Origin of the sequence: Vibrio penaeicida (assembly GCF_030689305.1) — a bacterium.
Lineage (GTDB): Bacteria > Pseudomonadota > Gammaproteobacteria > Enterobacterales > Vibrionaceae > Vibrio > Vibrio penaeicida_B.
In genome coordinates this window covers 49193-71654 of the sequence record NZ_JAUYVM010000024.1, presented here as the reverse complement: position 1 = coordinate 71654, position 22462 = coordinate 49193, and the positions used below count along the sequence as shown (strand labels likewise).

The 22462-nt window shown below is 44.4% G+C and carries 22 protein-coding genes and 1 pseudogene; 8 read left to right on the top strand and 15 right to left on the bottom strand.

What is annotated here, in order from left to right; translation table 11 throughout:
- Window positions 1–40: 40 nt before the first annotated feature.
- Window positions 41–931: a LysR family transcriptional regulator gene (locus Q8W40_RS25420; RefSeq protein ID WP_305401250.1), complete on the bottom strand. Its 891-nt coding sequence runs from the start codon at window positions 929–931 to the stop codon at window positions 41–43.
- 231 nt (window positions 932–1162) lie between these two features.
- On the opposite strand from Q8W40_RS25420, the gene Q8W40_RS25415 reads away from it, so the two are divergent.
- The 7 genes from Q8W40_RS25415 to recR all read left to right on the top strand — a co-directional run bounded on the left by Q8W40_RS25415 (window position 1163) and on the right by recR (window position 7165).
- Window positions 1163–2266 (top strand): response regulator, encoded by a 1104-nt coding sequence (locus Q8W40_RS25415; RefSeq protein ID WP_305401248.1) that lies wholly within the window; start codon window positions 1163–1165, stop codon window positions 2264–2266.
- Between the two features lie 133 nt (window positions 2267–2399).
- Window positions 2400–2528, top strand: a complete 129-nt coding sequence (locus Q8W40_RS25410; RefSeq protein ID WP_263422561.1) for a hypothetical protein — start codon at window positions 2400–2402, stop codon at window positions 2526–2528.
- Window positions 2529–2703: 175 nt separating this feature from the next.
- Window positions 2704–3096, top strand: a complete 393-nt coding sequence (locus Q8W40_RS25405) for a YbaN family protein (RefSeq protein WP_305401262.1) — start codon at window positions 2704–2706, stop codon at window positions 3094–3096.
- A 119-nt stretch (window positions 3097–3215) separates the two neighbouring features.
- Window positions 3216–3761 carry an adenine phosphoribosyltransferase gene (gene apt, locus Q8W40_RS25400; protein WP_305401246.1) on the top strand — a complete coding sequence of 182 codons (546 nt, stop codon included), beginning with the start codon at window positions 3216–3218 and terminating at the stop codon, window positions 3759–3761.
- A 36-nt stretch (window positions 3762–3797) separates the two neighbouring features.
- The gene (gene dnaX, locus Q8W40_RS25395) at window positions 3798–6122 is read left to right on the top strand and encodes a DNA polymerase III subunit gamma/tau (protein WP_305401245.1); all 2325 of its coding nucleotides are present in this window, start codon (window positions 3798–3800) and stop codon (window positions 6120–6122) included.
- Between the two features lie 92 nt (window positions 6123–6214).
- Window positions 6215–6544, top strand: a complete 330-nt coding sequence (locus Q8W40_RS25390; protein WP_104401738.1) for a YbaB/EbfC family nucleoid-associated protein — start codon at window positions 6215–6217, stop codon at window positions 6542–6544.
- Between the two features lie 21 nt (window positions 6545–6565).
- Entirely contained in the window at window positions 6566–7165 is a 600-nt protein-coding gene (recR, locus tag Q8W40_RS25385; RefSeq protein ID WP_101112664.1) for a recombination mediator RecR, read from the top strand.
- Between the two features lie 67 nt (window positions 7166–7232).
- Here recR and Q8W40_RS25380 read toward each other — a convergent pair whose 3' ends face one another.
- The gene (locus Q8W40_RS25380) at window positions 7233–7760 is read right to left on the bottom strand and encodes a DUF2799 domain-containing protein (RefSeq protein WP_305401244.1); all 528 of its coding nucleotides are present in this window, start codon (window positions 7758–7760) and stop codon (window positions 7233–7235) included.
- Between the two features lie 161 nt (window positions 7761–7921).
- Window positions 7922–8170 carry a YkgJ family cysteine cluster protein gene (locus Q8W40_RS25375; protein WP_305401243.1) on the bottom strand — a complete coding sequence of 83 codons (249 nt, stop codon included), beginning with the start codon at window positions 8168–8170 and terminating at the stop codon, window positions 7922–7924.
- Between the two features lie 201 nt (window positions 8171–8371).
- Between Q8W40_RS25375 and Q8W40_RS25370 the strand changes: the two genes are divergently transcribed.
- On the top strand, window positions 8372–8809 hold the full coding sequence (locus tag Q8W40_RS25370; RefSeq protein WP_370693431.1) for a YcgN family cysteine cluster protein: 438 nt from the start codon (window positions 8372–8374) through the stop codon (window positions 8807–8809).
- 113 nt (window positions 8810–8922) lie between these two features.
- On the opposite strand, the gene Q8W40_RS25365 is transcribed toward Q8W40_RS25370, so the two are convergent.
- The 12 genes and pseudogenes from Q8W40_RS25365 to Q8W40_RS25310 all read right to left on the bottom strand — a co-directional run bounded on the left by Q8W40_RS25365 (window position 8923) and on the right by Q8W40_RS25310 (window position 22409).
- Window positions 8923–9393, bottom strand: a complete 471-nt coding sequence (locus tag Q8W40_RS25365; protein WP_305401242.1) for a glycosyltransferase — start codon at window positions 9391–9393, stop codon at window positions 8923–8925.
- Entirely contained in the window at window positions 9390–9839 is a 450-nt protein-coding gene (locus tag Q8W40_RS25360) for a hypothetical protein (protein WP_305401241.1), read from the bottom strand. Before Q8W40_RS25360 ends, Q8W40_RS25365 begins: the two co-directional genes overlap by 4 nt.
- A 39-nt stretch (window positions 9840–9878) precedes the next feature.
- Window positions 9879–10769 carry a glycosyltransferase family 2 protein gene (locus Q8W40_RS25355; RefSeq protein ID WP_305401240.1) on the bottom strand — a complete coding sequence of 297 codons (891 nt, stop codon included), beginning with the start codon at window positions 10767–10769 and terminating at the stop codon, window positions 9879–9881.
- A 511-nt stretch (window positions 10770–11280) separates the two neighbouring features.
- Window positions 11281–13158 (bottom strand): annotated as a pseudogene (locus Q8W40_RS25350) (BCCT family transporter).
- 166 nt (window positions 13159–13324) lie between these two features.
- Window positions 13325–14545: a choline ABC transporter ATP-binding protein gene (choV, locus tag Q8W40_RS25345; protein ID WP_305401239.1), complete on the bottom strand. Its 1221-nt coding sequence runs from the start codon at window positions 14543–14545 to the stop codon at window positions 13325–13327.
- A 2-nt stretch (window positions 14546–14547) separates the two neighbouring features.
- Window positions 14548–15390, bottom strand: coding sequence for a choline ABC transporter permease subunit (gene choW, locus Q8W40_RS25340; protein ID WP_305401238.1), 843 nt, complete (start codon window positions 15388–15390; stop codon window positions 14548–14550).
- 101 nt (window positions 15391–15491) lie between these two features.
- A complete protein-coding gene (locus Q8W40_RS25335; protein WP_305401237.1) occupies window positions 15492–16430 on the bottom strand; it encodes a choline ABC transporter substrate-binding protein in 939 nt (312 codons plus the stop codon).
- Window positions 16431–16474: 44 nt separating this feature from the next.
- Entirely contained in the window at window positions 16475–18175 is a 1701-nt protein-coding gene (gene betA / locus Q8W40_RS25330) for a choline dehydrogenase (RefSeq protein ID WP_305401260.1), read from the bottom strand.
- Window positions 18176–18200: 25 nt separating this feature from the next.
- On the bottom strand, window positions 18201–19661 hold the full coding sequence (gene betB, locus Q8W40_RS25325) for a betaine-aldehyde dehydrogenase (RefSeq protein ID WP_305401236.1): 1461 nt from the start codon (window positions 19659–19661) through the stop codon (window positions 18201–18203).
- A 19-nt stretch (window positions 19662–19680) separates the two neighbouring features.
- A complete protein-coding gene (gene betI / locus Q8W40_RS25320; protein ID WP_305401235.1) occupies window positions 19681–20289 on the bottom strand; it encodes a transcriptional regulator BetI in 609 nt (202 codons plus the stop codon).
- Between the two features lie 586 nt (window positions 20290–20875).
- The gene (locus Q8W40_RS25315) at window positions 20876–21235 is read right to left on the bottom strand and encodes a hypothetical protein (protein WP_305401234.1); all 360 of its coding nucleotides are present in this window, start codon (window positions 21233–21235) and stop codon (window positions 20876–20878) included.
- A gap of 220 nt (window positions 21236–21455) precedes the next feature.
- Entirely contained in the window at window positions 21456–22409 is a 954-nt protein-coding gene (locus Q8W40_RS25310; RefSeq protein WP_305401233.1) for a ChaN family lipoprotein, read from the bottom strand.
- Between the last annotated feature and the right edge of the window lie 53 nt (window positions 22410–22462).

Sequence of the window (22462 nt, the reverse complement as noted above, 5' to 3'; positions counted from 1 at the left end):
TGATGCTCTGGCATTTTTTATTGTTTGGAGTAAGCGTCAACTATTCTCGACGAGGTACATTGAGTGAGTGCTGACTGAAAAAGTCGATGAGGAGGCGGACCTTTTCTGGCTGATGGTCTTTATGGTTGTAAAGCATGTAGACGTCTCTTGGGTTTGCGCTCCAGCCTTCCAAAACTTGAACTAAGCTTCCATCAGCAATGTACGTATCCAGCATCACGTTTGGCATTAACGTGATTCCCAACCCAGCGGAACAAGCGCGCCTAACCACATTGAGCTCGCTCGCTTCAAGCCGGCCGCGTTCATTAATAATTACGGTTTCATCTTCACTATTGGTTAGCTGCCACCGCATCAACGGGTGACCTTTTAATAACGTGTGTTCTCGTAAATCCTCAGCGTGTAAAAGTGGACGATGTTTGCTGAGATATTCAGGGCTTGCGACCAAAATATCCTTTACTGAATTAATCTTCCGGACGATTAAACTAGAATCACGTTGGGGACCAACTCTGAAAATGATATCCCATTCGGTCGGATCAAGTTGGTCTGCCATATTGGTTGTCGTCAACTCAACTCGGATATCTGGGTATTCCGTCATAAATTGATTGAGCAAAGGCATGATCATTCGTTTTGTTATATTGGCTGGCGCAGAAATTTTTAGCTTCCCTGCAGCGCCTCGGCAGTCATCGGAAATATGTTCAGCCGCAGAAGCCAGCTGCTTTAGCAGAGGTGAGCATTCTACATAAAACCGTTCACCGGCTTCCGTAAGCGCCAATTTCCTTGCATGGCGGTTGAGCAATCTAAGATTAAGAGAGTCTTCAAGCGCTTGAATGCGGCGAGTGATCGTGGCAACGGGAATCATGGTTTTGCGGGACGTTGCAGTGTAGCTGCCGTTCTCGACAACTAGACGAAAAAGGTTGAGATCATCAAGTTTCATTTGTAAGACACACAAAAAATGCAAGAGAAACAGTGTAACGTAACTTTTCAAAATAAGGTTGTTTTAAGTCAACGATTTCTTGCAGAAGAAAGTACAGTCGTCAACGCAAATTGCGGCATGGGTAACATTTGCAAAGTTGTGGAAGTGGTGTTTTCTGACTACTTTTTATATTACTGAGCAAAAAAATAATAAGAACTATTTCGGAAGTATTTATTTTTTGAGGTTAGATTCATGATTAAATCAAGCGTATTGCAACATCAGGTGGCTGGAGGGGTTGCACTAGACAAGCCCACAGTCATGATCGTCGATGACGACGCCATATTTCGTCGAATGCTCACTAGCTATCTAGAGTCCGCCGGTTATCGGATTCTAGAAGCGGAAGATGGGCTCGATGGACTCAAACAACTCCGCTCTGAAGTTCCCGACTTAGTCATTTGTGACATTTCGATGCCCGTACTTAATGGAATCGAATTTGTTGAAGAAGTGTGCTGGGAGTACCCATCCCTTCCCATGATTGTCGTATCTGCAACCGAAGAAATGTCTGATGTAGCCAGAGCGCTCCGTTTTGGCATTAAAGATTTTCTTTCAAAACCCATCCCAAACATGGATCATTTGGAAAAAGCGATCAGTAATACTTTGGAAGACGCTGAATCCAATGATTCCGATCAACGAGACTTTGCAAGTCAGTGGTTTCGCGTGGACGAATCAGGTGACTTGCCAGAAGAACAAGAGCTTCATTGGCACCTGGACCATCTGCAAAACAACCCAAATATGGCTCGAGATCTGCTTGAAGCACTTCTACCTGAGAGAGACACAAAAACAGGCGGTTGGAAATGCACGTATCGTCTTCTCCAATCTTCAGAATCACTACCTTTAGTTTTTGATTATGCATGGGTGATGGACGGACATTTTGTTTTTTACTTAGTCGATGCAGCCTCGGGTGGCGATCATTCAGTGGCGACCACTTTGCTTATTCGAGCGTTGTTTAACGATCAATTACGTAACAATAAGAGCGATACTGTTGACCTAAATCAGCTGATCGATGCGGTAGAGAAGGGGATTACATGCTCCGAATACGCATCTTCCATTAGCGCATTGTTTGGTGTAGTAGATATGACCGACAGCTCATTGATCGTGCACTCTGCTGGATTGGACAGTGTTTGGTCTAGTGGGGGGCAAAATAAGCATCTGCCCGAAGGCGTAAGGCTAGGAGAAGGATGTTTACGTAATAAGTCTGAGTCGCCTCTCATTGTTCATAATGGTGGGCAGCTTACTATGAGTAAGTTAGGGGCAAGCAGTTTTTGTTTGGATATTTACCAAGGTAATTTGCAGTAAGGTTAACCCCTAATTTGTTAAGGAAAAGTGAGATCGTTGTTGCGAAGGTTAAATAACCTTTCATTTGTAGGTTTATTGAAAGTACTACGTCCTATATAGTCAGTCGTCTAATAACGAGGAGATAGTGAGCACCATGTCGGAACAAGATAACTACAAAGATCCATACAACTTTCTTTACTTTTTAGGTTTTATTGCTGTGTTACTTATACCTACGCTGCCTGCAACACTTACTTGGATTCGGGTATTTACCGGTTATCAGTAAAAAATGGTTTGGTATCGATGGATAAAAACGGCTTCTCATTGGAAGCCGTTTTTTGTTGGAGCTTACCTGAAAGCCAGTACTCTATTCTTTGGTAGGGAGGTCGCTGAACCTAGTACCTTGATTGGGACCACTTAGGTATAATATTCCTTTGCAAAGGGCGCAGGAGAAGTAGGTTATTAGTATTCGTCGCACAGCTTGGAATGTTTTAGGGTGGATTTCGTTGCTACTCGGCTTACTGGGAATCGTATTGCCATTGCTACCAACGACGCCTTTCCTATTGCTGACAAGCGCATGCTTTTTACGTGGAAGCCCGAAATTTTACGAGTGGCTGCACTCCCACCCGAAACTAGGTCCTGTACTAAATGACTGGCAACGACACAGATCGCTTAGAGCAAAAGTAAAACGGCGTGCGTATGTCTTTATCATAATCAGTTTTTCGGTCTCCATATTTGTTGTCCCAATTCTGTGGGTAAAGGCTATGCTATTGGTGTTACTTTGCGTTTTATTGGCGTGGTTTTCGCGAATACCTGTCCTCGACCCTGTTGCTGATAAAGAAGAAAATCACTAACATTAAGCGCCGCTGAAAAGCGGATTTCATTTTTCTTTTTCCAGTTCGCAGACTAAAGCGAATTGGAGTATTACAATGTGCGTTTATTGTGTAACGCCTAAGATTAAAAGATTGAGCTTATGACTACTGAAACCATCGCCCAAATTCAAGCGAGCATTAAAAGCATCCCAGATTACCCAAAACCAGGGATACTTTTTCGCGATGTAACCAGTTTGATGGAAGATGCTGCCGCGTATCGTGCGACGATTGCATTGCTCGTTGAAAAATACAAAGACATGGGATTCACAAAGATCGTGGGAACGGAAGCTCGTGGTTTTCTGTTTGGTGCGCCTTTGGCATTGGAACTTGGTGTCGGGTTTGTACCTGTGCGTAAGCCAGGAAAACTACCACGCGAAACTGTTGCTCAGTCATACGAGCTAGAATACGGAACCGATACTCTGGAAATCCATACCGATGCTATTGCTAAAGGCGATAAAGTGCTTGTGGTCGACGACTTACTCGCCACGGGTGGTACCATTGAAGCGACAGTGAAACTGATTCGACAACTTGGTGGCGATGTTGAACACGCAGCGTTCGTAATTAACCTGCCAGAAATCGGCGGTGAAACTCGCTTGAAAGAATTTGGTCTGAATGTATACAGCATCTGTGAATTTGAAGGGCACTAAGCCTTTTTGGTATTCATTCGTAATTGGAAAGCGTGAATGAGTTATTTAGCGTTAGCACGTAAGTGGCGACCACACCAGTTCAGCGAAGTCGTTGGGCAAGGTCACGTTCTCACTGCGTTGGAAAATGCACTAAGCCAGAACCGATTGCATCATGCCTATCTGTTCAGTGGAACGCGTGGTGTCGGCAAAACGACAATAGGTCGCTTGTTTGCCAAAGGGTTAAACTGTGAAACCGGAATTACGGCTAAACCGTGTGGTGAGTGTTCTACATGCAAAGAGATTGATGAAGGTCGATTTGTAGATTTGCTCGAAATCGATGCTGCTTCTCGCACAAAGGTGGAAGATACACGCGAGTTATTGGATAACGTTCAATACAAGCCTGCTCGTGGTCGGTTTAAAGTCTATCTAATAGATGAAGTTCACATGCTTTCTCGTCACAGCTTCAATGCGCTTCTGAAAACACTGGAAGAACCGCCTGAATATGTGAAGTTCTTGCTTGCCACAACGGATCCGCAAAAGCTACCCGTTACGATCCTCTCCCGCTGTCTTCAGTTTCACTTGAAACCGATCAGTGTGGATAATATTCATCAGCAGCTGGATCATATTCTTGGGCATGAGCAAGTCACGGCGGAACCACGCGCATTGGGGATGATTTCTCATGCAGCTGATGGCAGTATGCGAGACGCGTTAAGCTTAACCGATCAAGCCATCGCGCTCGGAAACGGTGCCATTGATACCAGTACCGTGTCGAACATGCTGGGTACATTGGATACAGACCAAGCCATTCACCTGCTAGAGGCGATCAGCGCCCATCGAGCTCAAACGGCACTGGATGCACTGACTCGGCTCGCGCAAAATGGTGTTGATTGGGATGGGTTGCTCCAAGAACTTGCTACTCAGCTTCACCGAATTGCTATGTATCAGGCTTTACCTGCAACCTTGGATAAAGGGCAGCCGGATGCGGAGAAAATCGAGTTATTGGCTAAAGCACTTTCCCCAGAGGAAATACAGCTTAACTACCAGATCGTGATTAAAGGTCGCGAAGACATCGCTATTGCACCATCAGCTAAAATGGGTGCAGAGATGATTGTCTTACGTTTAATTGCCTTTAAACCAGCTGGTGCAAAAGCGTTACCTTTGAATGCTCAGCCAGAAGAAAACAAATCTAAAGAAGAAACTCCTACAAACAATAGTTCAACACCTGAACGACCATCTTCTGCTAGTGCTAACTCAGGTGTTCAATCGCCAGTTGATAATAAGCAGCACGTAAGTGGAGCATCTACAGCGCTAGAACCAACTTCGCCTGCGGATGCTGCGCGTGAAAAGCTTAAAGAAGTACGAAACCCTGCTCAGCAACAGCAACCAGCTTCGCAGTTTGTATCGAATGAGCCTGCTCCAGATTATGGTGATATGCCAAACTACGGTGACTACGAGCAAGACACGATGCCACCGCAGTATGATGATCCGGCTTATGCTCAACCTTCCGTTTCGGCTCCAAATCCTTCGGTTTCAAAATCATCGGTTTCGAATTCATCGGTTTCAAATCAAAGGAATCAGCCTGTATCTCAAAGCAGCGCACCGGTACAGCAACAATCAGCACCTGCCAATCCTATATCGGGGCTGCGTCATCAGTTAAGAAGCCGTCGTAATCAAGTAGGAAGCGAAAGCAAAGCGAGTAGTGAAAATAAAACCACTGGCGCGTCGCCAAAAAAGGCTAGCGCGACACCCGCAAACAAAAAGCAGACGGCGGCAGAGCGCATAGCGCAGTTTGCATCCGCTGGGCAGGTGTCGCCAGTTAATTCGTCAACTACCCGTTCTTCAAATACGAGCGCTGAAGAAAAAAAGGCGGTCAATGAACCTTATCAGTGGAAGCCTTCCAAGCCAGTAGAAAAACCGAAAAAGACCGAACTAACACCTACTCAGATTAAGAAAGCGCTGGAGCACACAAAAACACCTGAAATGGCAGCCAAATTGGTTGATGAATCGGTCGCCGCCGATCATTGGTCTGCCCTAATACAAAAATTGAATACTGCAAAGTTGGTGGAGCAATTGGCATTGAACTCTTCGTATCACAAAGAGGGTAATGCTATCCATCTGACATTGAGAGCTGCTCAAGCGCACCTAAATACCGAAAAAGCTCAAAAAGATTTAGCGGAAGCGTTGGCGACAGCGCTGGAAGAACCTTGTGAGCTTATTGTCAAAATTGGCGAAGAGGGGGAATCTCCATTGGAATTAAGAGACAAACTGTATCAGAGCAAACTGCAACAAGCTCACGACAGTCTTGCTCAGGATCCTCACATACAGTTTATTACTGCTCGTTTTGCAGCCGAAATAGACGCCGATAGCGTGAGGCCAATCTGATTTACAGATGACAAATTGGAATGGGCGTTGAAAGCATGGTCTTTTACCCCCATAAAGTATTTATAACCTAAGATAAACCAGAGAGAAAAGAAATGTTTGGTAAAGGCGGTATGGGCAACCTAATGAAGCAAGCCCAACAGATGCAAGATCGCATGCAAAAGCTTCAAGAAGAAATCGCGAACATGGAAGTGACTGGTGAGTCCGGTGCTGGTTTAGTTAAAGTAACCATTACTGGCAGCCATAGTGTTCGCCGCGTTGACATCGACGAAAGCTTGATGGAAGACGATAAAGAAATGCTTGAAGACCTGATCGCAGCAGCATTTAACGATGCCGCTCGCCGTGTTGAAGAAACTCAAAAAGAGAAAATGGCGTCAGTCACTGGTGGAATGCAAATGCCTCCAGGCATGAAAATGCCTTTCTAATTGACGCAGTAGATACAATTTATGCGAACCAGCCATATGCTGGAACAATTGATGGAAGCCTTACGTTGCCTACCTGGGGTTGGCCCCAAATCGGCGCAGCGTATGGCTTTTCATTTGTTACAGCGCGATAGAAAAGGCGGTCTTCAATTAGCAGATGCACTTTCTCAAGCAATGACAGAAATTGGTCATTGCAGCGAATGCAGAACGTTTACCGAAGAAGAAACCTGCCACATTTGTCTTAACCCTAAGCGCCAAGAAAATGGTCAGTTGTGTGTGGTGGAAAGCCCATCAGACATTGCCGCTGTTGAAGCGACAGGTCAGTATTCTGGTCGCTATTTCGTGTTAATGGGGCATTTGTCTCCGTTAGATGGAATCGGGCCAAGTGATATTGGGCTTGATGTGCTCGATTTCCGGTTAAGACGCAAAGATATTACTGAAGTGATACTGGCAACCAACCCCACGGTAGAAGGGGAAGCGACAGCCCACTACATCGCCGAGCTTTGTCATGCACACGACGTGGACGTGACTCGAATTGCTCACGGCGTGCCAATGGGAGGCGAGCTGGATCTGGTTGATGGGACTACACTGTCTCATTCAATATTGGGAAGACACAAACTGTAATGTTTGTATCTTACCCCGACAGTTTTGATTGCTTTAAAAGTGCCGCAGATTCTGCGGCATTTTTGTATTAGAACGTAACGTTAAATTGGTAGCTTGCACTAAGCAAACTGGCTCGTTCACTTGTTAGGCTTTTTCGCTCATCATTAAGTCGTTTACGCTCATCAGGGTCGAGACCATTTTTGTTACGTAGCTTAAAGTCGATATCCTCGATTTCCTTTTGAATATCGCTGAGTCGCTCTTCTTTTAGATAGGCTTGTCGACCGAGTTCGTAGTTTTTATTAAACTGCTCATTGTCACACACGCCGTAATAGCTTCGACCGTTTCGCCCTTCTTGATAACCATTTCTAGGCGAACAATATTGAACAAGACCTCGTTCATAACCTTGACTCCAAGCCTCTTTATCAACGTTTATTCCGCCTTCTGAGCAGTCTTTAGCGTAGTCGTTAATAATATTGGGGTTCTCACCTACTTGACCTTGTTGGTAACCCAGATCTCTCCAGTGTGTGGTTTGACATTCTTCAATGGACATAGAAGTGCAGCCGGTAATCAGAAAAACGGTCAGCAAAAGCGAGAAAAAGATGTTTTGATTTTTCATTTTGTTTTTATACCTGTCGTGCAAATGTGAAATTGACGGTATTAATGACAATATTAACTTTATAAAGTTCGGGAAATGTATGGTGGTATATGAGTTAAGCCAATAGAAAATATGATAATTGGCTCCAAATCAAACAACTGTACTTAAGTCGAGGTTGAAAACTAAGTTAGGTGTTCGAGTTCGGCAATATTAGCGAGGGCGTCTGCATTGGTCGACCCACACACAATTGGGCAAGGTTTAAATTGATGACACACCTTAGGACGTTCTGGTTTTCCAAATAACTTACAGAGGTTGTCGTCGTTTAGTTGAACGCATCGCACACCGGCAGGCTTGCCATTTTTCATTCCCGGAATGGGAGAAGAAATGCTCGGCGCAATACAACAAGCCCCGCAACCCAATCGACAGTCCATAACATTAACCTCTGAAAAAATAGGACGAGATACTAGCAGAAAATATTGGCGAAGGTACATCACTGATTTATTATTGTGTAAATAGCAACAGCACACGATCAATACCATTGGTGACTTTATCTTGCACTTTTGGCACTGAACCGATATAAATTCGCCTCCTTAGCGATACCGCTAAGAGGTAATAACAATAGGTGGTTCATCATGGCACAATTTTGGGAAACAAAGTCACTGGAAGCAATGACAGAAAAAGAGTGGGAATCTCTTTGTGACGGTTGCGGAAAGTGTTGCCTGCATAAGTTGATGGATGAAGATACCGACGATGTGTACTACACCAATGTTGCATGCAGTTGGCTAAACGATAAGACGTGTGGCTGCAAAGACTACCCTAATCGTTTCCAGTCTGGCGAAGAGTGCCTAAAGTTGACTCGCGACAAAATTGACGAATTCCACTGGCTACCTGAGACCTGCTCGTATCGTGTTCTTGCCGAAGGTCAAAACCTACCTGAATGGCACCCATTAATCACTGGTTCGAAATCTGCCATGCATGCAGCAGGCGAAAGCGTACGCAACAAAGTGGTCTATGAAATCGATGTTGTGGACTGGGAAGATCACATTTTGAACCACCCCAACGCTAGGTAAGAATGTCAATTCGGTGATGTATTGTTGAAGAAAAGCCTCATAGATTAATCCCATGAGGCTTTTTTTGAGTTAATGGTATAGCCTAAGCTTTATATTGCATCGATTTGTAATGACTACGCCATTTGGCTTTTTAGAAAGTTGACCAATCGCGTTCTATCGGCATTTTCAAAGCCATTCGGCGGTGCGAGAGTGTCGGCCTTTTTTATTAACTCCACCAATTCTTTTTCATCGAATGCAGGGTATACACCTGCGAGCTCAGCAAACGAATTGATTGTGTCTAGCTGGTGGTCGTTACGGTGTTCACCTAGTTTGCTTAGTCTCGGGAAAAGAATGACGGGTTTACGGAGGTTAATGCATTTAATGATGGTGCCCATACCCGCGTGTGATATGACGACTTTTGACTCATCCATTAATTTATCGAGTTCGTCTGGCTCCATAAATTTATCGGCTTTGATGTTTTTGGCTTCGTATTCCGTCTCACCAATTTGTGCATGGATTTCCATGGGCGAAGAGTCCGCATTATCGTCAATGATAGACACTAAGCGATCAAAAGGAAGTTGTGTTCCTACCGTTAATAAAATCATATCAACCTTCCGTAATAGTTAACGTCACATTTTTCGGCAACTTTTTCCCACTGAGATAGCACTTGTACACCTAATTTCTTGGCGATTTTACCGGATAGAGACAGTGTTTGAGAGTTGGCAACACTATCAATCCAAATGGATTTGATACCTAAAAGCTTACTTAGAAATAGCATAACAAGCCCAGGAGCAGCTCCAGTGGTAATGACAAGTTTTGGTCTCTCTTTTCTAAGGAGCTTCAAACATTGGAACAGTACTTTTACCGATTTGTATGCATCATCTCGACTAAAATCGTCGACCTTGTAATAACGGTCTGCAACGATGAAGGATGGTTTTTTGTCGTATGTGCCCGCTACGATAACGTCATATTCGTCCAGCATTTCAGCGAGCAGACTCAGTTGTACAAAATGCCCACCCGGGGACGATATGAGAAGAACTTTGTTTTTCATTTTTGCTTACCTACTGACGGTTTTAACTGCTGGCTATTTTTAATTGCTTAGCGCACGCTTCTTTAATTTAGTATCAATAATATTGGAAAGGTTGATTGGGAATACAGTGAGCTTTCGAGTTAGACTCATGTTAAATATTCTCTTAATTATTGCACCATTGAGCACACGCTTGTACTTAAGGAGGACAAAGATAACCGAGTTTCTATATTCTTTTAAGCCGTGTTCACAACAGTATTCGTTTCTCTTTAACTCGATCAGCAAGCGTGATGTCATCACTGCAGAATTGAACTGTTTGGTTAACGAACCTTGCCCACTTGTTACACAGTATACGGTGCTTCTCGACACAGAGAATGATCTCAATTTTACACCAACACGAAGTGAAAACATCAGGTCATTTGAAGCAATGACTTCATCAAAACGGATGTTGCTCTCTTTGATTAAAGACATTTTTATGACCTTACTCCAAGGCACATAAAACTTATATCGAATGGATAGGTCACCATTATTTAGGTAATCCGAAACCAGTTTTTCATATTCGATGTGTCGATTAGAGAGCTGGTTGTTGTGTAGATAGATGCTGGTTGGATTGAAAAAGACCACGTCAATATCATCGGCAGTTTCTTGATCCATTGAATCAAATGCTTGGTTAGTAAAATAATCATCGGAGTCTGCGAAGACCGCCCAATGCCCCGTTGCTACATCCAATGCTATGTTGCGAGCCGCGCCTGCCCCTTTTACTCCAGAGTCGTTCACTTTAGTAAGGAGGTTTGCATTCTTGAATTGTTTTTGAATGTTCAACGGTTGATGACTGTTGTCATCCACTACGATGATTTCAATATCATGTCGATCTGGGATACTTTCTAGCAGGACTTCAAGTGCTTGCTGGCTATTGTAATGTGGCACGATGACTGAGTACTTTATCGTTTCCATCTTATTGTGTTTTCCCTAGCGTTGTTTGTACTTTCATCTCTATCTGAATATTAACGGTTGTCTAAAGTTATTAGTATGCCGTTGCCATTGACTCTCAAATATTTTCATGTGCAGGCAACAATTGTTGGGTATCTGTCTTATCTTTCAGACAGTAACGCTCCTAGAGCGGCGATATACCAAAGACACTATATTTACGAACCTTTGTGGAATTTAGTTGTTTGAATAGCTCATATAATTAACCGAGCAAAATCCTATCACGCAGTCTATTAGTTGGGTACTCAATGAGGTCAAAACCATGAAAACTTACTACTCATTGGAGGTGCCAAGCTTCTGTGGCTGGTAATCAAGTCATACTATTGGTGGGAATCTAACGTTGGAATTTTGAGGGAGACGGCTTTAAAGGCGTGGCCAAATTATGCAGGATACAAATGTAGGTGCAGTTACTTCATCAATTGAATAAGAAGCTCGAACCGTAGAAGTACGAGCTTAAATTGCTTTTATTCAAGATAGATCAGCTTACTGCCTGCTCAAATTCCATCCTTGCTTTTTGTGCTTGCTGAGACAAAAGTTCTTTGTTTTTCTTGGCTTTTGTCATCAGGTTCTGCAAGGTCTGAAGCTCTTCTTGCATATCCTCTGGTAGTTGATGGTCGGCTATATTTTCATCGTCACAATGTTCAAGCACATAGGCGCGAATACGTTTTTTCATCGCGATTAACTGATTGAACGCATCTCGCTCTTGCTCTGCCGCTTCTTGGGCGACGTCTTTACTGCGTTCAAATCTCGCAAGTGCCATCCCTTCTGAAGACCAAGGATCCATATCGGGCAAGTCTTCGATATTGATGGTTGGCTCCACGTAATCTTCTTGGTGACGAATATCCAAGCTGGTAGCCCGTACTGCGGATACCATTAACATGACGGAGATGACCAAAAGCGGTAATCCACCCACTATTGCAGCGGTTTGCAACGTGCTTAATCCACCTAGAAACATCAATACCGTGGGTAGAAAAGATAAGGTAAATGCCCAAAACATTCGGTTCCAACGCATGGGTTCTTCCGACACATTGTTTTGAACTACTGATGCCAAAATGTAAGAAATAGAATCGAATGTGGTCGCGGTAAAAATGATGCAGAGTAGAGTGAACACTGCAATCACGACTTTGTTAAATGGCAGTGCGTTTAACATGGCAAAGATGGCTTTGGTCGCGCCCTCTGCATTTAAAATAGCGACCACATCCAATTCGCCCGAGAGCTGGAGCGATAGCCCGTAGTTCCCCAAAATCATAAAGAACAAGAAACAACCTAGGGAGCCAAAGAATATCGAGCCAGTAACCATTTGTTTGATGGTTCTTCCGCGTGAAATTCGGGCAACGAATAGCCCCATGCTTGGTGCGAAAACCAACCACCATGCCCAATAGAAAATGGTCCAATCTTGCGGAAAGTGGGTGTTATCAAAGCTGCCGTAACCGCCAAAGGGCTCTGCCCACGTTGCCATCGTAAAGAAGTTAGAGAGCATTCTACCAAGTGAATCTAACCCCGTTTCCAGCATGAAAATGGTAGGCCCTACCGCGAGTACAAAGGCCAGTAACCCCATAGCGCCCCAAAAGTTGATGTTACTGAGAATCTTTATGCCTTTTTCCATGCCCGCATATGAGGAATAGGCGAAAATAGCGGTGCAGACCAAAAGTACGCCAATTTGACTGTAGGTATTTTGAGGAATACCAAATAGTTGGTTGAGCCCCTCGCCAATCAAAGGTGCCGCTAGCCCTAAGGTTGTTGCGGCTCCACCTAACAATCCAAAGATGAAAAGCACATCAATGATTTTTCCGGGAGCTTTTTTGGTTCGAGCTTCACCAAGTACCGGCATTAGTGCACTAGAAACCTTTAGCACTGGCTGTTTACGTACATAGAAAAAGTAAGCAATGGGCAATGCGGGGATCAAATAAATCGACCAAGCAATGGGTCCCCAATGAAAAATGCCTTAGGTGGCAGCCCATCGCACCGCTTCTTCACTGCCGGCTTCTAGCTGGAACGGGGGAGATTGGTAGTAATATGCCCACTCAATACAGCCCCAATATAAGATACTGGCACCTATCCCTCCGCAAAAAAGCATAGCTGCCCATGATGCAGTAGCGAATTCAGGTTCCTCATCCGCTTCTCCCAACTTGATTTGCCCCATGTCGCTGAACACAACATAAATCATAAAGAAAAAAGCACTAATACCGAGAGTAAGGTAAAGAAACCCTAGTTTGTCTGTCATAAAGCTTTTGGCTATCGATATCCAGTGTGCCCCTTCAATTGGGAACAGAATGAGTGGAATCGTTATCAGCGTCAGCAGTGCGATCGCGCCAAAAAAAGTGGGTTTGTCGATTAGAGAAAAGGGGTTATTCACAAGAATTTTCCACAAAAAATGAGTGGGCTATTATGAATTTGTGATTGAGATTTGGACAAACAAAGATATTTGTCCTCAGGATAAATTTTAGCGTGCGGATGTTGATTGTAAGTGAATAATTAACCCTAGCCTCTGTACTTGAAGAGGCTAGGGAATAAACCGTGAGTTAAGCCGCGTTGTGGTGGTGCTTGCCCAATAACCCCGCGTAAAAATCACTGTCGTCGAGCACACCAATCAGCTCATTGTTTTCGACCAGCAGAATCGGTAGACCGCTATGTTGCTTTAGGGCAATGGCTTCACGCATACCGATATCTGGGCTGGCAATGACAACGGAGTCTCTTTTGATATCATTGAGTGTGACAGATTCTTCACGCCAATCGACCAGTTTCAAATCCACTTTATTTTCTTGAGCCGATGAATTCCCCGAATAGACGGAGCTGTCTATGCAAAGTTGATTATTGCGTTCTTCAACCCAAACTTGCTGCGTTGGACAAATCTGCCATTTCGCACCATTTTGTTTTAAATCACTCACTGGCTGCATTAAAGAGCGACCTTTAAGCACGTTCAACGGGTTGGTATGGGAGACAAAATCCTTCACATAATCGTTCTCAGGAGATAGGACAATCTGCTCTGGCTTACCATGCTGGATAAGTTTGCCTGACTCCATTATTGCAATGTTGTTGCCAATTTTTAATGCTTCATCAAGGTCATGGCTGACAAATAAAATGGTCTTGTTGAGCTTCTTTTGGAGTTGGATTAATTCGTCTTGCAGTTGCGCTCGAATTAATGGGTCCAAAGCCGAAAAGGGCTCATCCATCAACAAAATGTCGGTATCCATAGCGAATGCTCTCGCGAGCCCAACGCGTTGCTGCATACCGCCAGAAAGTTCATGCGGGTACTTACTTTCCCAATCCGCCAGTTCTACCATTTCAAGTTGTTCTCTGGCTTTTGCTCGGCGCTGCGCTTTTGACATGCCTTGCATTTCGAGCCCAAACGCAACGTTGTCGAGAACCGTTAACCAAGGCATTAAGGCAAACTTTTGGAATACCATCGACACGCGGTGAGTACGAAGCCGCTGCAACGTATTTTCATCGCAGGACGATAGCTCCACTTGATTACCTTCGTCTTTAACTTGAAGCGAACCGCGAGTAATGCTGTTCAAGCCATTCACTGCTCGCAACAGACTGGATTTACCAGATCCAGATAACCCCATAAGAACGCAAATCTCGCCTTCCTTTACGCTCATCGTTACGTTATCGACGCCCACGACTTGCTGGGTCTGATCGATGATCTCTTGGCGCGTTCTACCTTCATCCAGTAAATCCAAGGCAAGTTGAGGCTTATCACCAAAGACAACATCAAGGTTTTGAATCTTAATCGCATCCATGATTACACTTCCTTTTGATTCGGTGATTTGCACAGTCGATCAAGAATGATGGCGACAAGCACAATGGCGAGGCCTGCTTCAAAACCTTGAGAAATATTCACGGTGTTGAGCGCTCGTACCACGGGTTTCCCTAAGCCATCCGCGCCGACCAGCGCAGCGATAACCACCATTGAAAGCGATAACATAATGCACTGAGTGATGCCTGCCATAATGCTTGGTAGTGCTGCTGGCAGCTCGACTTTGAAAAGCAGCTTCATTTTGCTGGCACCAAATGCCTTTCCAGCCTCGATAAGTTCTTCTGGAACCTTTGTAATACCTAGGTACGTTAGGCGAATTGGGGCTGCAATAGCAAAGATAATGGTAGAAATAAGCCCCGGAACAATGCCCAAACCAAACAATACCAGCGTCGGAATCAGGTAAACAAACGTTGGGACAGTTTGCATGAGATCCAATATGGGTCGAAGCAGGGTATAGAGCCATGGTCGGTGTGCTGCCATTACGCCCACTGGAATACCAATTAATACGGAAATCGTTGTCGCAGCAAATACCAAGACAAAGGTTTCCAGCATTTCTTGCCAGTAGCCTAGATTAAGAATGGTTAGCAAGGCCCCGATGATAAATATCACTAGGGGAATACTTCGGTGTAGATACCACGCCATTGCAGCGGTTAGCACAATGGGAATAGCGGGAGGCATCCACTTAAAGATGTCGACAACAAAAAGGATGACGGTTTCAAGAAGGATTGAAATGGCATCAAAAAAGCCAGCACCGTTCATGGTGAGCCAATCAACGCCTGTTTCCATCCACTCACCAACAGGAATTTTGTTGTTAGTTATAAAGTCCACAATAAAACCTTGTTTAAGGATAAAACCCAAGTTAAGAATAAAATCTAAGTTAATAGAGGAAATTAACGCTAATAGGGGGTGCGAACACCCCCAAAATAATATTATGCGTTTGAATTAACGTGGCTATTTACGGCTTTAGCAGCATCGCTACCGGAAAGGGTTTTTACGCCTTTAAGCCAAGCTTCAACTTGTTTTGGGTTCTCTTTCAGCCATTGAAGTGCTGCTTTTGAAGGTTTGACATTCTGGTTAAGAATCGCTTCCATCAATGCATTTTCCATTTCGAGGCTGAACGCTAGGTTCTGCAGAAGTTGACCGACGTTCTTACACTCATTTAGGTAGTTTGCACGCACATTGGTGTAGACATTTGCTCCACCATAGTTAGGACCGAAGAAATCATCACCACCGTCGAGGTATTCCATATCGACGTTGCTGTTCATTGGGTGAGGAGCCCAACCTAAGTAGACGATCCACTGGTTGCGGCGTACAGACCTTGCCACTTGAGAAACCATGCCCGCTTCGCTTGATTCAACGAGGCTGAAGTCTTTCAACCCAAATGCATTGCTATCAATCATCGATTGAATAAGGCGGTTTCCATCATTACCGGGTTCAATGCCGTAAATGCGATCTTTAAATTTGTCAGCGTGTTTTGCTAAATCGGCAAAATTCTTTACGCCCGCATCGTAAACGTATTTAGGAACGGCAAGGGTGTATTTTGCCCCTTCTAAGTTGGCACGAACAGTTTCGACTGTGCCAGCTTCACGGTATTTAGCGATATCTCCCTCCATGGTTGGCATCCAGTTGCCAAGGAAGATATCGATATCACCGTTCGCCATTGAGGAATACGTAACAGGCACAGACAGCAGATCGATTTTGGTTTTATAACCCAGACCTTTCAGAAGTTCAGACGTGACAGCCGTGGTTGCGGTAATGTCTGTCCAGCCCACATCTGAAAAACGTACTGTCTCACATTGGTTGGCATAGGCATTAGCCGCTATCGTGCTAAGTGCAAGTGTCGACAGGGTTTTTGTCATCATAGACATAGTAATTTCCTTGTAATAGTTATAAAGGTCAGCAGACCCTAACTTTAATCAATAGACTTTACGTCTCTTTTTGGTGTCTCTGTTCTTTGGTTCTCTTCCCAATTTGGCGCTATCCAAACGGGTAAATCTTTTCTTGCTAATAATGGGTTGCCCAAAATAATGTCGGCTGCTCTTTCGGCTACCATAATGGTGGGCGCATTCAGGTTGCCGTTTGGAATGGTTGGGAAAATGGAAGAGTCAACTACGCGCAGTCCTTGAATTCCACGCACGCGGCAGGCTTCATCTAATACCGCCATTACATCGTCATCGGCACCCATTTTACAGCTGCATGAAGGGTGATAAGCACTCTCGACATTCTGTTTTACCCATTCATCAATCGCTTCGTCGCTGGTGATGGAAAGCCCTGGTTGAATTTCTTCACCGCGGTAATCATCCATCGCAGGTTGAGACAGAATCTCCCGAGTCAATCGAATGCAGTCTCGCCAGTCTTGCTGATCTTGTGAGGTTGAAATGTAGTTAAACTCGATTTTAGGCTTGTCGAGAGGGTTACTAGATACAATGGCAACGCTGCCACGGCTTTCGGGTTTATTAGGGCCTACATGTACTTGAAAACCGTGATCTTCGAATGCGGCTTGTCCGTCGTAACGCATGGCAGCGGGTAAAAAATGGTATTGAATGTTTGGCCATTTCAACCCTTTTCGTGATCGGATAAACGCGCAAGATTCGAAGTGGTTAGTTGCGCCTAACCCCTTGCGAGTCAAAATCCACTCTGCGCCGATCAACCCTTTGCTTACCAGTCCGAGTTTACTGTTAAGCGTGATGGGTTCTTTACACCGATATTGGAAATAAACCTCTAGATGGTCTTGCAGATTTTCTCCCACACCGGGTAATTCGTGTTTCAGTTCCACACCGGCTTGTTCAAGCACGTGAGATGGACCGATTCCCGACAGCTGCAATAATTGAACGGAGCCGATTGAGCCGGCGCTCGAAATGACTTCTTTGTTCACATAGCATTTGGTTCGCTTGCCTGAACGTTCGAATTCAATACCAATGGCTTTTTTATCTTCCAGCAGAATGTTATGAACGACGACCCCCTTTAACAGTGTTAGGTTTGAGCGTTTAAGCGCACGCCTAAGGTAGGCGTTGGAAGTCGAAGCTCGTACGCCTTTGTCTACCGTCATGTGCATGGGGCCAAAGCCCTCTTGCTGATAACCGTTGTAATCCGAAGTTTCTGGGTAGCCTGCGTCTTTTCCGGCTTCTATAAAGGCTTGATACAACGGGTTCAGAGCCATGTCGTTGCCGTTGCATGTTCCAACGGGACCCTTTCCACCACGGTATTCGTCCGCACCGCCCGACCAAGACTCTGCGCGTTGGAAGTAGGGCAAGCAAGAGGGGTAATCCCACCCTTTAGCGCCTTGTTCTTCCCATTCATTAAAGTCACAAGCGTGACCGCGGACATATACCATACCGTTGATAGAGGAGCTTCCACCTAAAACTCGTCCCCTTGGGCAATGAAGCTTTCTACCATCAAGCCCTTTCTCTTCTACGGTTTCGAATTGCCAGGCGTATTTTTCCGTGTTCATCGGATAAGAAAGAGCTGTGGGCATTTGAATAAAGATACTTTTATCCGTGCCACCTGCTTCAAGCAGCAGAACCTGATGTTCACCGCTTTCAGAGAGCCTATCTGCCAACACACAACCCGCTGAACCGGCACCAACGATAATATAATCGTAGCGTTGCTCCATTTCTTTATCTCCGTTTGGTTGCCGTTTAAGCGTATGGGCTTTCATAATCGCCAAGTTCAATCAACACACTTTTGGTCTGAGTGTAATGACGTAACGTTTCCGGCCCGTTCTCGCGGCCAATACCGGAATGTTTGTAGCCTCCAACTGGCATTTCTGCTGGTGAATCACCCCAAGTGTTTACCCAGCAAATGCCCGCTTGAAGCTGGTGGATGACTCTGTGCGCTCGGGATAGGTCTTGAGTAAATACACCGGCGGCTAGCCCGTAAGTGGTGTCGTTGGCTCTTTTGATAACGTCTTGTTCGTCTGAGAACTTCAGCACTGACATAACTGGGCCAAAAATTTCACTTTGAACGTGTGGCATACCATCTTCACAATCCACAAATACTGTGGGTGCAACAAAGTTACCGTTTTCCAACCCGTTTTCGGTAACCTGATAACCGCCAGTGAGTAGCGTGGCACCACTTTGTTTTGCCGCTTCAATTGCGCTTAACACTTTGCCCAAATGTTCTTTGGAAATCAGAGCACCGATTTGAGTCTGCATTTCGGTTGGGTCACCGACGATCAGTTTTTCAGTTCTTTCTTTTAGCTGGCTAATGAATGCATCGTAAATGGCTTCATGAACGTAAACGCGTGTTCCATGGGTGCAAACCTCACCCTGCGTGTAGAAATTGGCAACCATAGCAGCAGAAACCGCGCCATCGATCTTGGCATCATCAAAGATCACCATTGGTGACTTACCACCCAGTTCCATGGTGACTTGTTTTAAGGTCTTCGCGCTGTCTGCCATGACTTGTTTTCCAGTTCCGGATTCGCCAGTGAAGGAGACTTTGGCAATGTCTGGATGCGCGGTAAGCATTTGGCCGACTCGGTGATCACCTTGCACGACATTAAAGACACCGTCTGGAAGCCCAGCTTGAGTAAAGATTTCAGCCAGCTTTAACACGGATAACGGTGTTTCTTCTGAAGGCTTAAAGATCATTGCGTTTCCAGCAGCCAGAGCAGGAGCAGATTTCCACATAGCAATTTGAATAGGGTAGTTCCATGCTCCAATGCCCGCACAGATGCCTAAAGGCTCGCGACGTGTATAGAAGAATTGGTTTTCACTCAAGGGTTGTTGCTCACCCTGCATACCGGGTGCTAGGCCTGCGAAGTACTCAATCACATCAGCGCCAGTCACAATATCAACATCAATGGCTTCTTGGATGGGTTTACCCGTGTCCGATACTTCCAATTTAGCCAGTTCGTCATTTTGTTCACGTAACAGAGCCACCGCTTTCAGTAAGATCCGGCTGCGCTCGGTTGGAGACATGGCGGACCAAACGCTAAATCCTTGCTTAGCAGATTTAATGGCACGTTCTAGATCTTGTTGGCTAGCCTGACCAATCTCAGCCAATGGCTGTCCTGTCGCTGGGTTATGGGTTGTGAAGCTTTCTTGCGAAGTTGCGTCACATGCGTGACCGTCGATATAAAGTGATTTCATATTCATTTAAAAGTACTGGCTGTCGTTATTTTGTGTTTAGTTGCTGCGTATAGAAAGTCAGTTGTTTGTCTAAGTAATCATTGATTATGAGGCGTGCTTTTTCCGCATCAATCCCTTTAGGGTTCAATGTTCCTCTTATCCAAACACCGTCGATTAAAGCGGCAATACCGTGGGCAATAATTTCTGCCTGTTCCTTCTCAAATAAAGCTTTTAGCTCAATTTTCAAATGCGAGAGAAGGCGTTTTTCGTTTACATGTTGAAGTCGTTTTAGTTCTGGGTCGTGGACTGAATAAGACCAAAATGCTAACCAAGTCTTTGCGACTTTGTTTTCTGCTTGGTAGCCCACAAAGTTGCCATCAATAATGGCGTTGATACGTTGTTGATGAGCGTCTTTAGGCAACTGACTTAATTGTTCAGTAATTGTTGAAGAGAGCTGACGAAGAATCTCTTTCATGGTTTCTTTCAGAAGACCATGTTTACCGCCAAAGTAGTGGTTAATGATCCCACTCGATACACCAGCTTCTTTGCTGATCAGTGAAATGCTTGCAGCATGCAACCCAACTCGATCGATAACGGTCATCGTTGCTTGAACAAGCTGTGGTTTCCTGATTTCTGGCATCCCAACCTTGGGCATGACGGCTTCCTTATTTTTAATTGAACGATCAATTAATAAAAATAATGCCCTAAAAATGCTTAGTACTCAAAACATTTTTTCAAAAACTATCTCTCAAGATTTGGCTAAGAACTGGGGGATTTGAACTTTTTCTGTCTGAGAAATGTTAATTTCCTCACCTTGGGTTACATAGCGGTAAGTGAAATAAACTTTAATTAACTTGCTGTATTTTAAGTTTATTTTGAGATTTTATCTAAGGGCGAGCTCAAGCTTGTAACGAAAGAGCACATATTTAGTACTGTTTAATTACATCGCTCATTTCGGTGGGAATATTTTTTTAGTTTTTAGCTAAATACTTTGCGTATTCAATAAGAATGATAAATGCAAAGTGGTCTAATGAAAGTGAGTGAGCATACTTCGGTATGTTTGTAGGTGCTAAGATAGGTTGTCTAATAGTCTGAGTGGGAAATAGGCAGCCGCAAAAGAATGCCATAACGCAAGAAGCTAGCATTATGGTTGTTGGGCGAAAGTTTCGCGTATTTAGTTAAGCACGTAAGCTATAAGAAGAAGGCAATATCGGTAAAGGCTAACTTATACTGGCTTTAAGCTATACCAACAGTGCCAAGATTCCGCCTATGGTTGCCGCTGCGGACAAATATTGCCCCGCGGAATAGGAAGTATCATCTTCTTCTTTAAACTTGTCAGGGTGATCCATTCCTAATGCTCCATGAGCAAAGGATTCGACTTTGTCACCCACACCTTTATCTTCTGGATTTGCCGCGGCATCTTTTTCAATTTGCTGAAGTGCGGCAAGTAAGGCTTTGCCCTCATTGGACAACGTGACTTTGTTCTGCTCGACTTTGACAGCTGAACCGGGAACGGCATCTTCTACCGCTTTTGATTTTGCGCTGTTTGTCGCTGTGGCTGTAGGGGTAACCCTAACTGGCTCCGCTCCAATCGAAGTCATATTGTTCTCCTCAATATGGTCTGAATACTTTATCGGCAGATCTGCAAATAACTTTGACTATTTTTTTCTGCCTAGTCTGATTATTTTTCCTACCCAATCTGATAGTTTTTTAAGCAAGAATCAGTCCATATACTCAAACCACCTCAAGATGCAGGATTCAGAGATCTACCTTCTGTCCCATTTCATCGTCAAAGAAATAAAGTTCAGAACAAATTGAGGGTTACTCTTTTTCGCAGTTTAAGTCTGAGTTTCGCTTACCTAGTTGATGGTAAGCTTTCATTCTATTTTCTTGTTTTATGTACCTTGGTGGCAGCTCTGCAACCAACACTTGATAGCCTTTTTTGTTTGCAGTGATTTCCGTTACCGGCTCGATAATGGCAATGTTGAGATCTGGGTTTCTACGTTGGATAGACGCAGCAGTTCCAAGCCCGTCCGACACATGAAATTTACCAGCGGTGAGCAAGACTTTTTTATCGGAATTCTTGTTTAGATAGTGAACAATACTTTCCGCCATTGTTTCGTCCCAAGTAACTTGCGCAGCGTATTGGTTAGCGGTTTGTTCTGGTTTTCCGTGGTGCATGGAAGCCATGAATTTTTGTTTGTAGGGTGAATCGCTGGTGTCTATGTTTTCCGCAATAAATCCACGTTCTTCCTTGCTTAGGCTTTGAGTCCACTCGAGTCCTTTTCTACCGATGCACTTAACGGTTTTCTTCGGCGCGTTTGCGGCTATAACATCCAGTTTATTCAAACGTGCATACTCAATCAGAGGGCGATAATCACTGGTGTAATTTGGCCATGCATTACCCTGTTGAATTAGGGTTTGTTCACCTATTTCTCCGTTCAAATAGTCGTTAATAAGACCTTGCTTGTCTCTAGAAAACTGTTCCATCGCAAGTGTGGTTGATAACCCTGATTGGTTCATGGTCGCGAACAAATCCGTTTGAAATTTATGAGTACCAGCATGGCTGTGCCACTCACCGACTAAAATTACATCTGCGTTCTTTAACTCTTTGACTAATTGCTGCAAGGGCAACGCAGTTTCGGAGGAATAGATTTTATAATCGTAAAAGTTGGAAAAAATCGCCGATGTTGGCGAAGTTACGGTTGATTGCGAAGTAGTAACGGCAGAGCAGCCTGCCAAAAGAAGCATGGGTAAAGGAATTATTTTTTTCATAGTCATCTCCGAAAGAGCGGGCAGTGTAGACCAGCCCTTATCATTATTCAACG

Excerpts from the sequence above, each read along its gene's own strand:
- Q8W40_RS25420 (WP_305401250.1), bottom strand. The coding sequence starts at position 931 with ATGAAACTTGATGATCTCAACCTTTTTCGTCTAGTTGTCGAGAACGGC.
- Q8W40_RS25415 (WP_305401248.1), top strand. The coding sequence starts at position 1,163 with ATGATTAAATCAAGCGTATTGCAACATCAGGTGGCTGGAGGGGTTGCA.
- Q8W40_RS25410 (WP_263422561.1), top strand. The coding sequence starts at position 2,400 with ATGTCGGAACAAGATAACTACAAAGATCCATACAACTTTCTTTACTTT.
- apt (WP_305401246.1), top strand. The coding sequence starts at position 3,216 with ATGACTACTGAAACCATCGCCCAAATTCAAGCGAGCATTAAAAGCATC.
- dnaX (WP_305401245.1), top strand. The coding sequence starts at position 3,798 with ATGAGTTATTTAGCGTTAGCACGTAAGTGGCGACCACACCAGTTCAGC.
- Q8W40_RS25390 (WP_104401738.1), top strand. The coding sequence starts at position 6,215 with ATGTTTGGTAAAGGCGGTATGGGCAACCTAATGAAGCAAGCCCAACAG.
- recR (WP_101112664.1), top strand. The coding sequence starts at position 6,566 with ATGCGAACCAGCCATATGCTGGAACAATTGATGGAAGCCTTACGTTGC.
- Q8W40_RS25380 (WP_305401244.1), bottom strand. The coding sequence starts at position 7,760 with ATGAAAAATCAAAACATCTTTTTCTCGCTTTTGCTGACCGTTTTTCTG.
- Q8W40_RS25375 (WP_305401243.1), bottom strand. The coding sequence starts at position 8,170 with ATGGACTGTCGATTGGGTTGCGGGGCTTGTTGTATTGCGCCGAGCATT.
- Q8W40_RS25370 (WP_370693431.1), top strand. The coding sequence starts at position 8,372 with ATGGCACAATTTTGGGAAACAAAGTCACTGGAAGCAATGACAGAAAAA.
- Q8W40_RS25365 (WP_305401242.1), bottom strand. The coding sequence starts at position 9,393 with ATGATTTTATTAACGGTAGGAACACAACTTCCTTTTGATCGCTTAGTG.
- Q8W40_RS25360 (WP_305401241.1), bottom strand. The coding sequence starts at position 9,839 with ATGAAAAACAAAGTTCTTCTCATATCGTCCCCGGGTGGGCATTTTGTA.
- Q8W40_RS25355 (WP_305401240.1), bottom strand. The coding sequence starts at position 10,769 with ATGGAAACGATAAAGTACTCAGTCATCGTGCCACATTACAATAGCCAG.
- choV (WP_305401239.1), bottom strand. The coding sequence starts at position 14,545 with ATGGATGCGATTAAGATTCAAAACCTTGATGTTGTCTTTGGTGATAAG.
- Q8W40_RS25335 (WP_305401237.1), bottom strand. The coding sequence starts at position 16,430 with ATGTCTATGATGACAAAAACCCTGTCGACACTTGCACTTAGCACGATA.
- betA (WP_305401260.1), bottom strand. The coding sequence starts at position 18,175 with ATGGAGCAACGCTACGATTATATTATCGTTGGTGCCGGTTCAGCGGGT.
- betB (WP_305401236.1), bottom strand. The coding sequence starts at position 19,661 with ATGAATATGAAATCACTTTATATCGACGGTCACGCATGTGACGCAACT.
- betI (WP_305401235.1), bottom strand. The coding sequence starts at position 20,289 with ATGCCCAAGGTTGGGATGCCAGAAATCAGGAAACCACAGCTTGTTCAA.
- Q8W40_RS25315 (WP_305401234.1), bottom strand. The coding sequence starts at position 21,235 with ATGACTTCGATTGGAGCGGAGCCAGTTAGGGTTACCCCTACAGCCACA.
- Q8W40_RS25310 (WP_305401233.1), bottom strand. The coding sequence starts at position 22,409 with ATGAAAAAAATAATTCCTTTACCCATGCTTCTTTTGGCAGGCTGCTCT.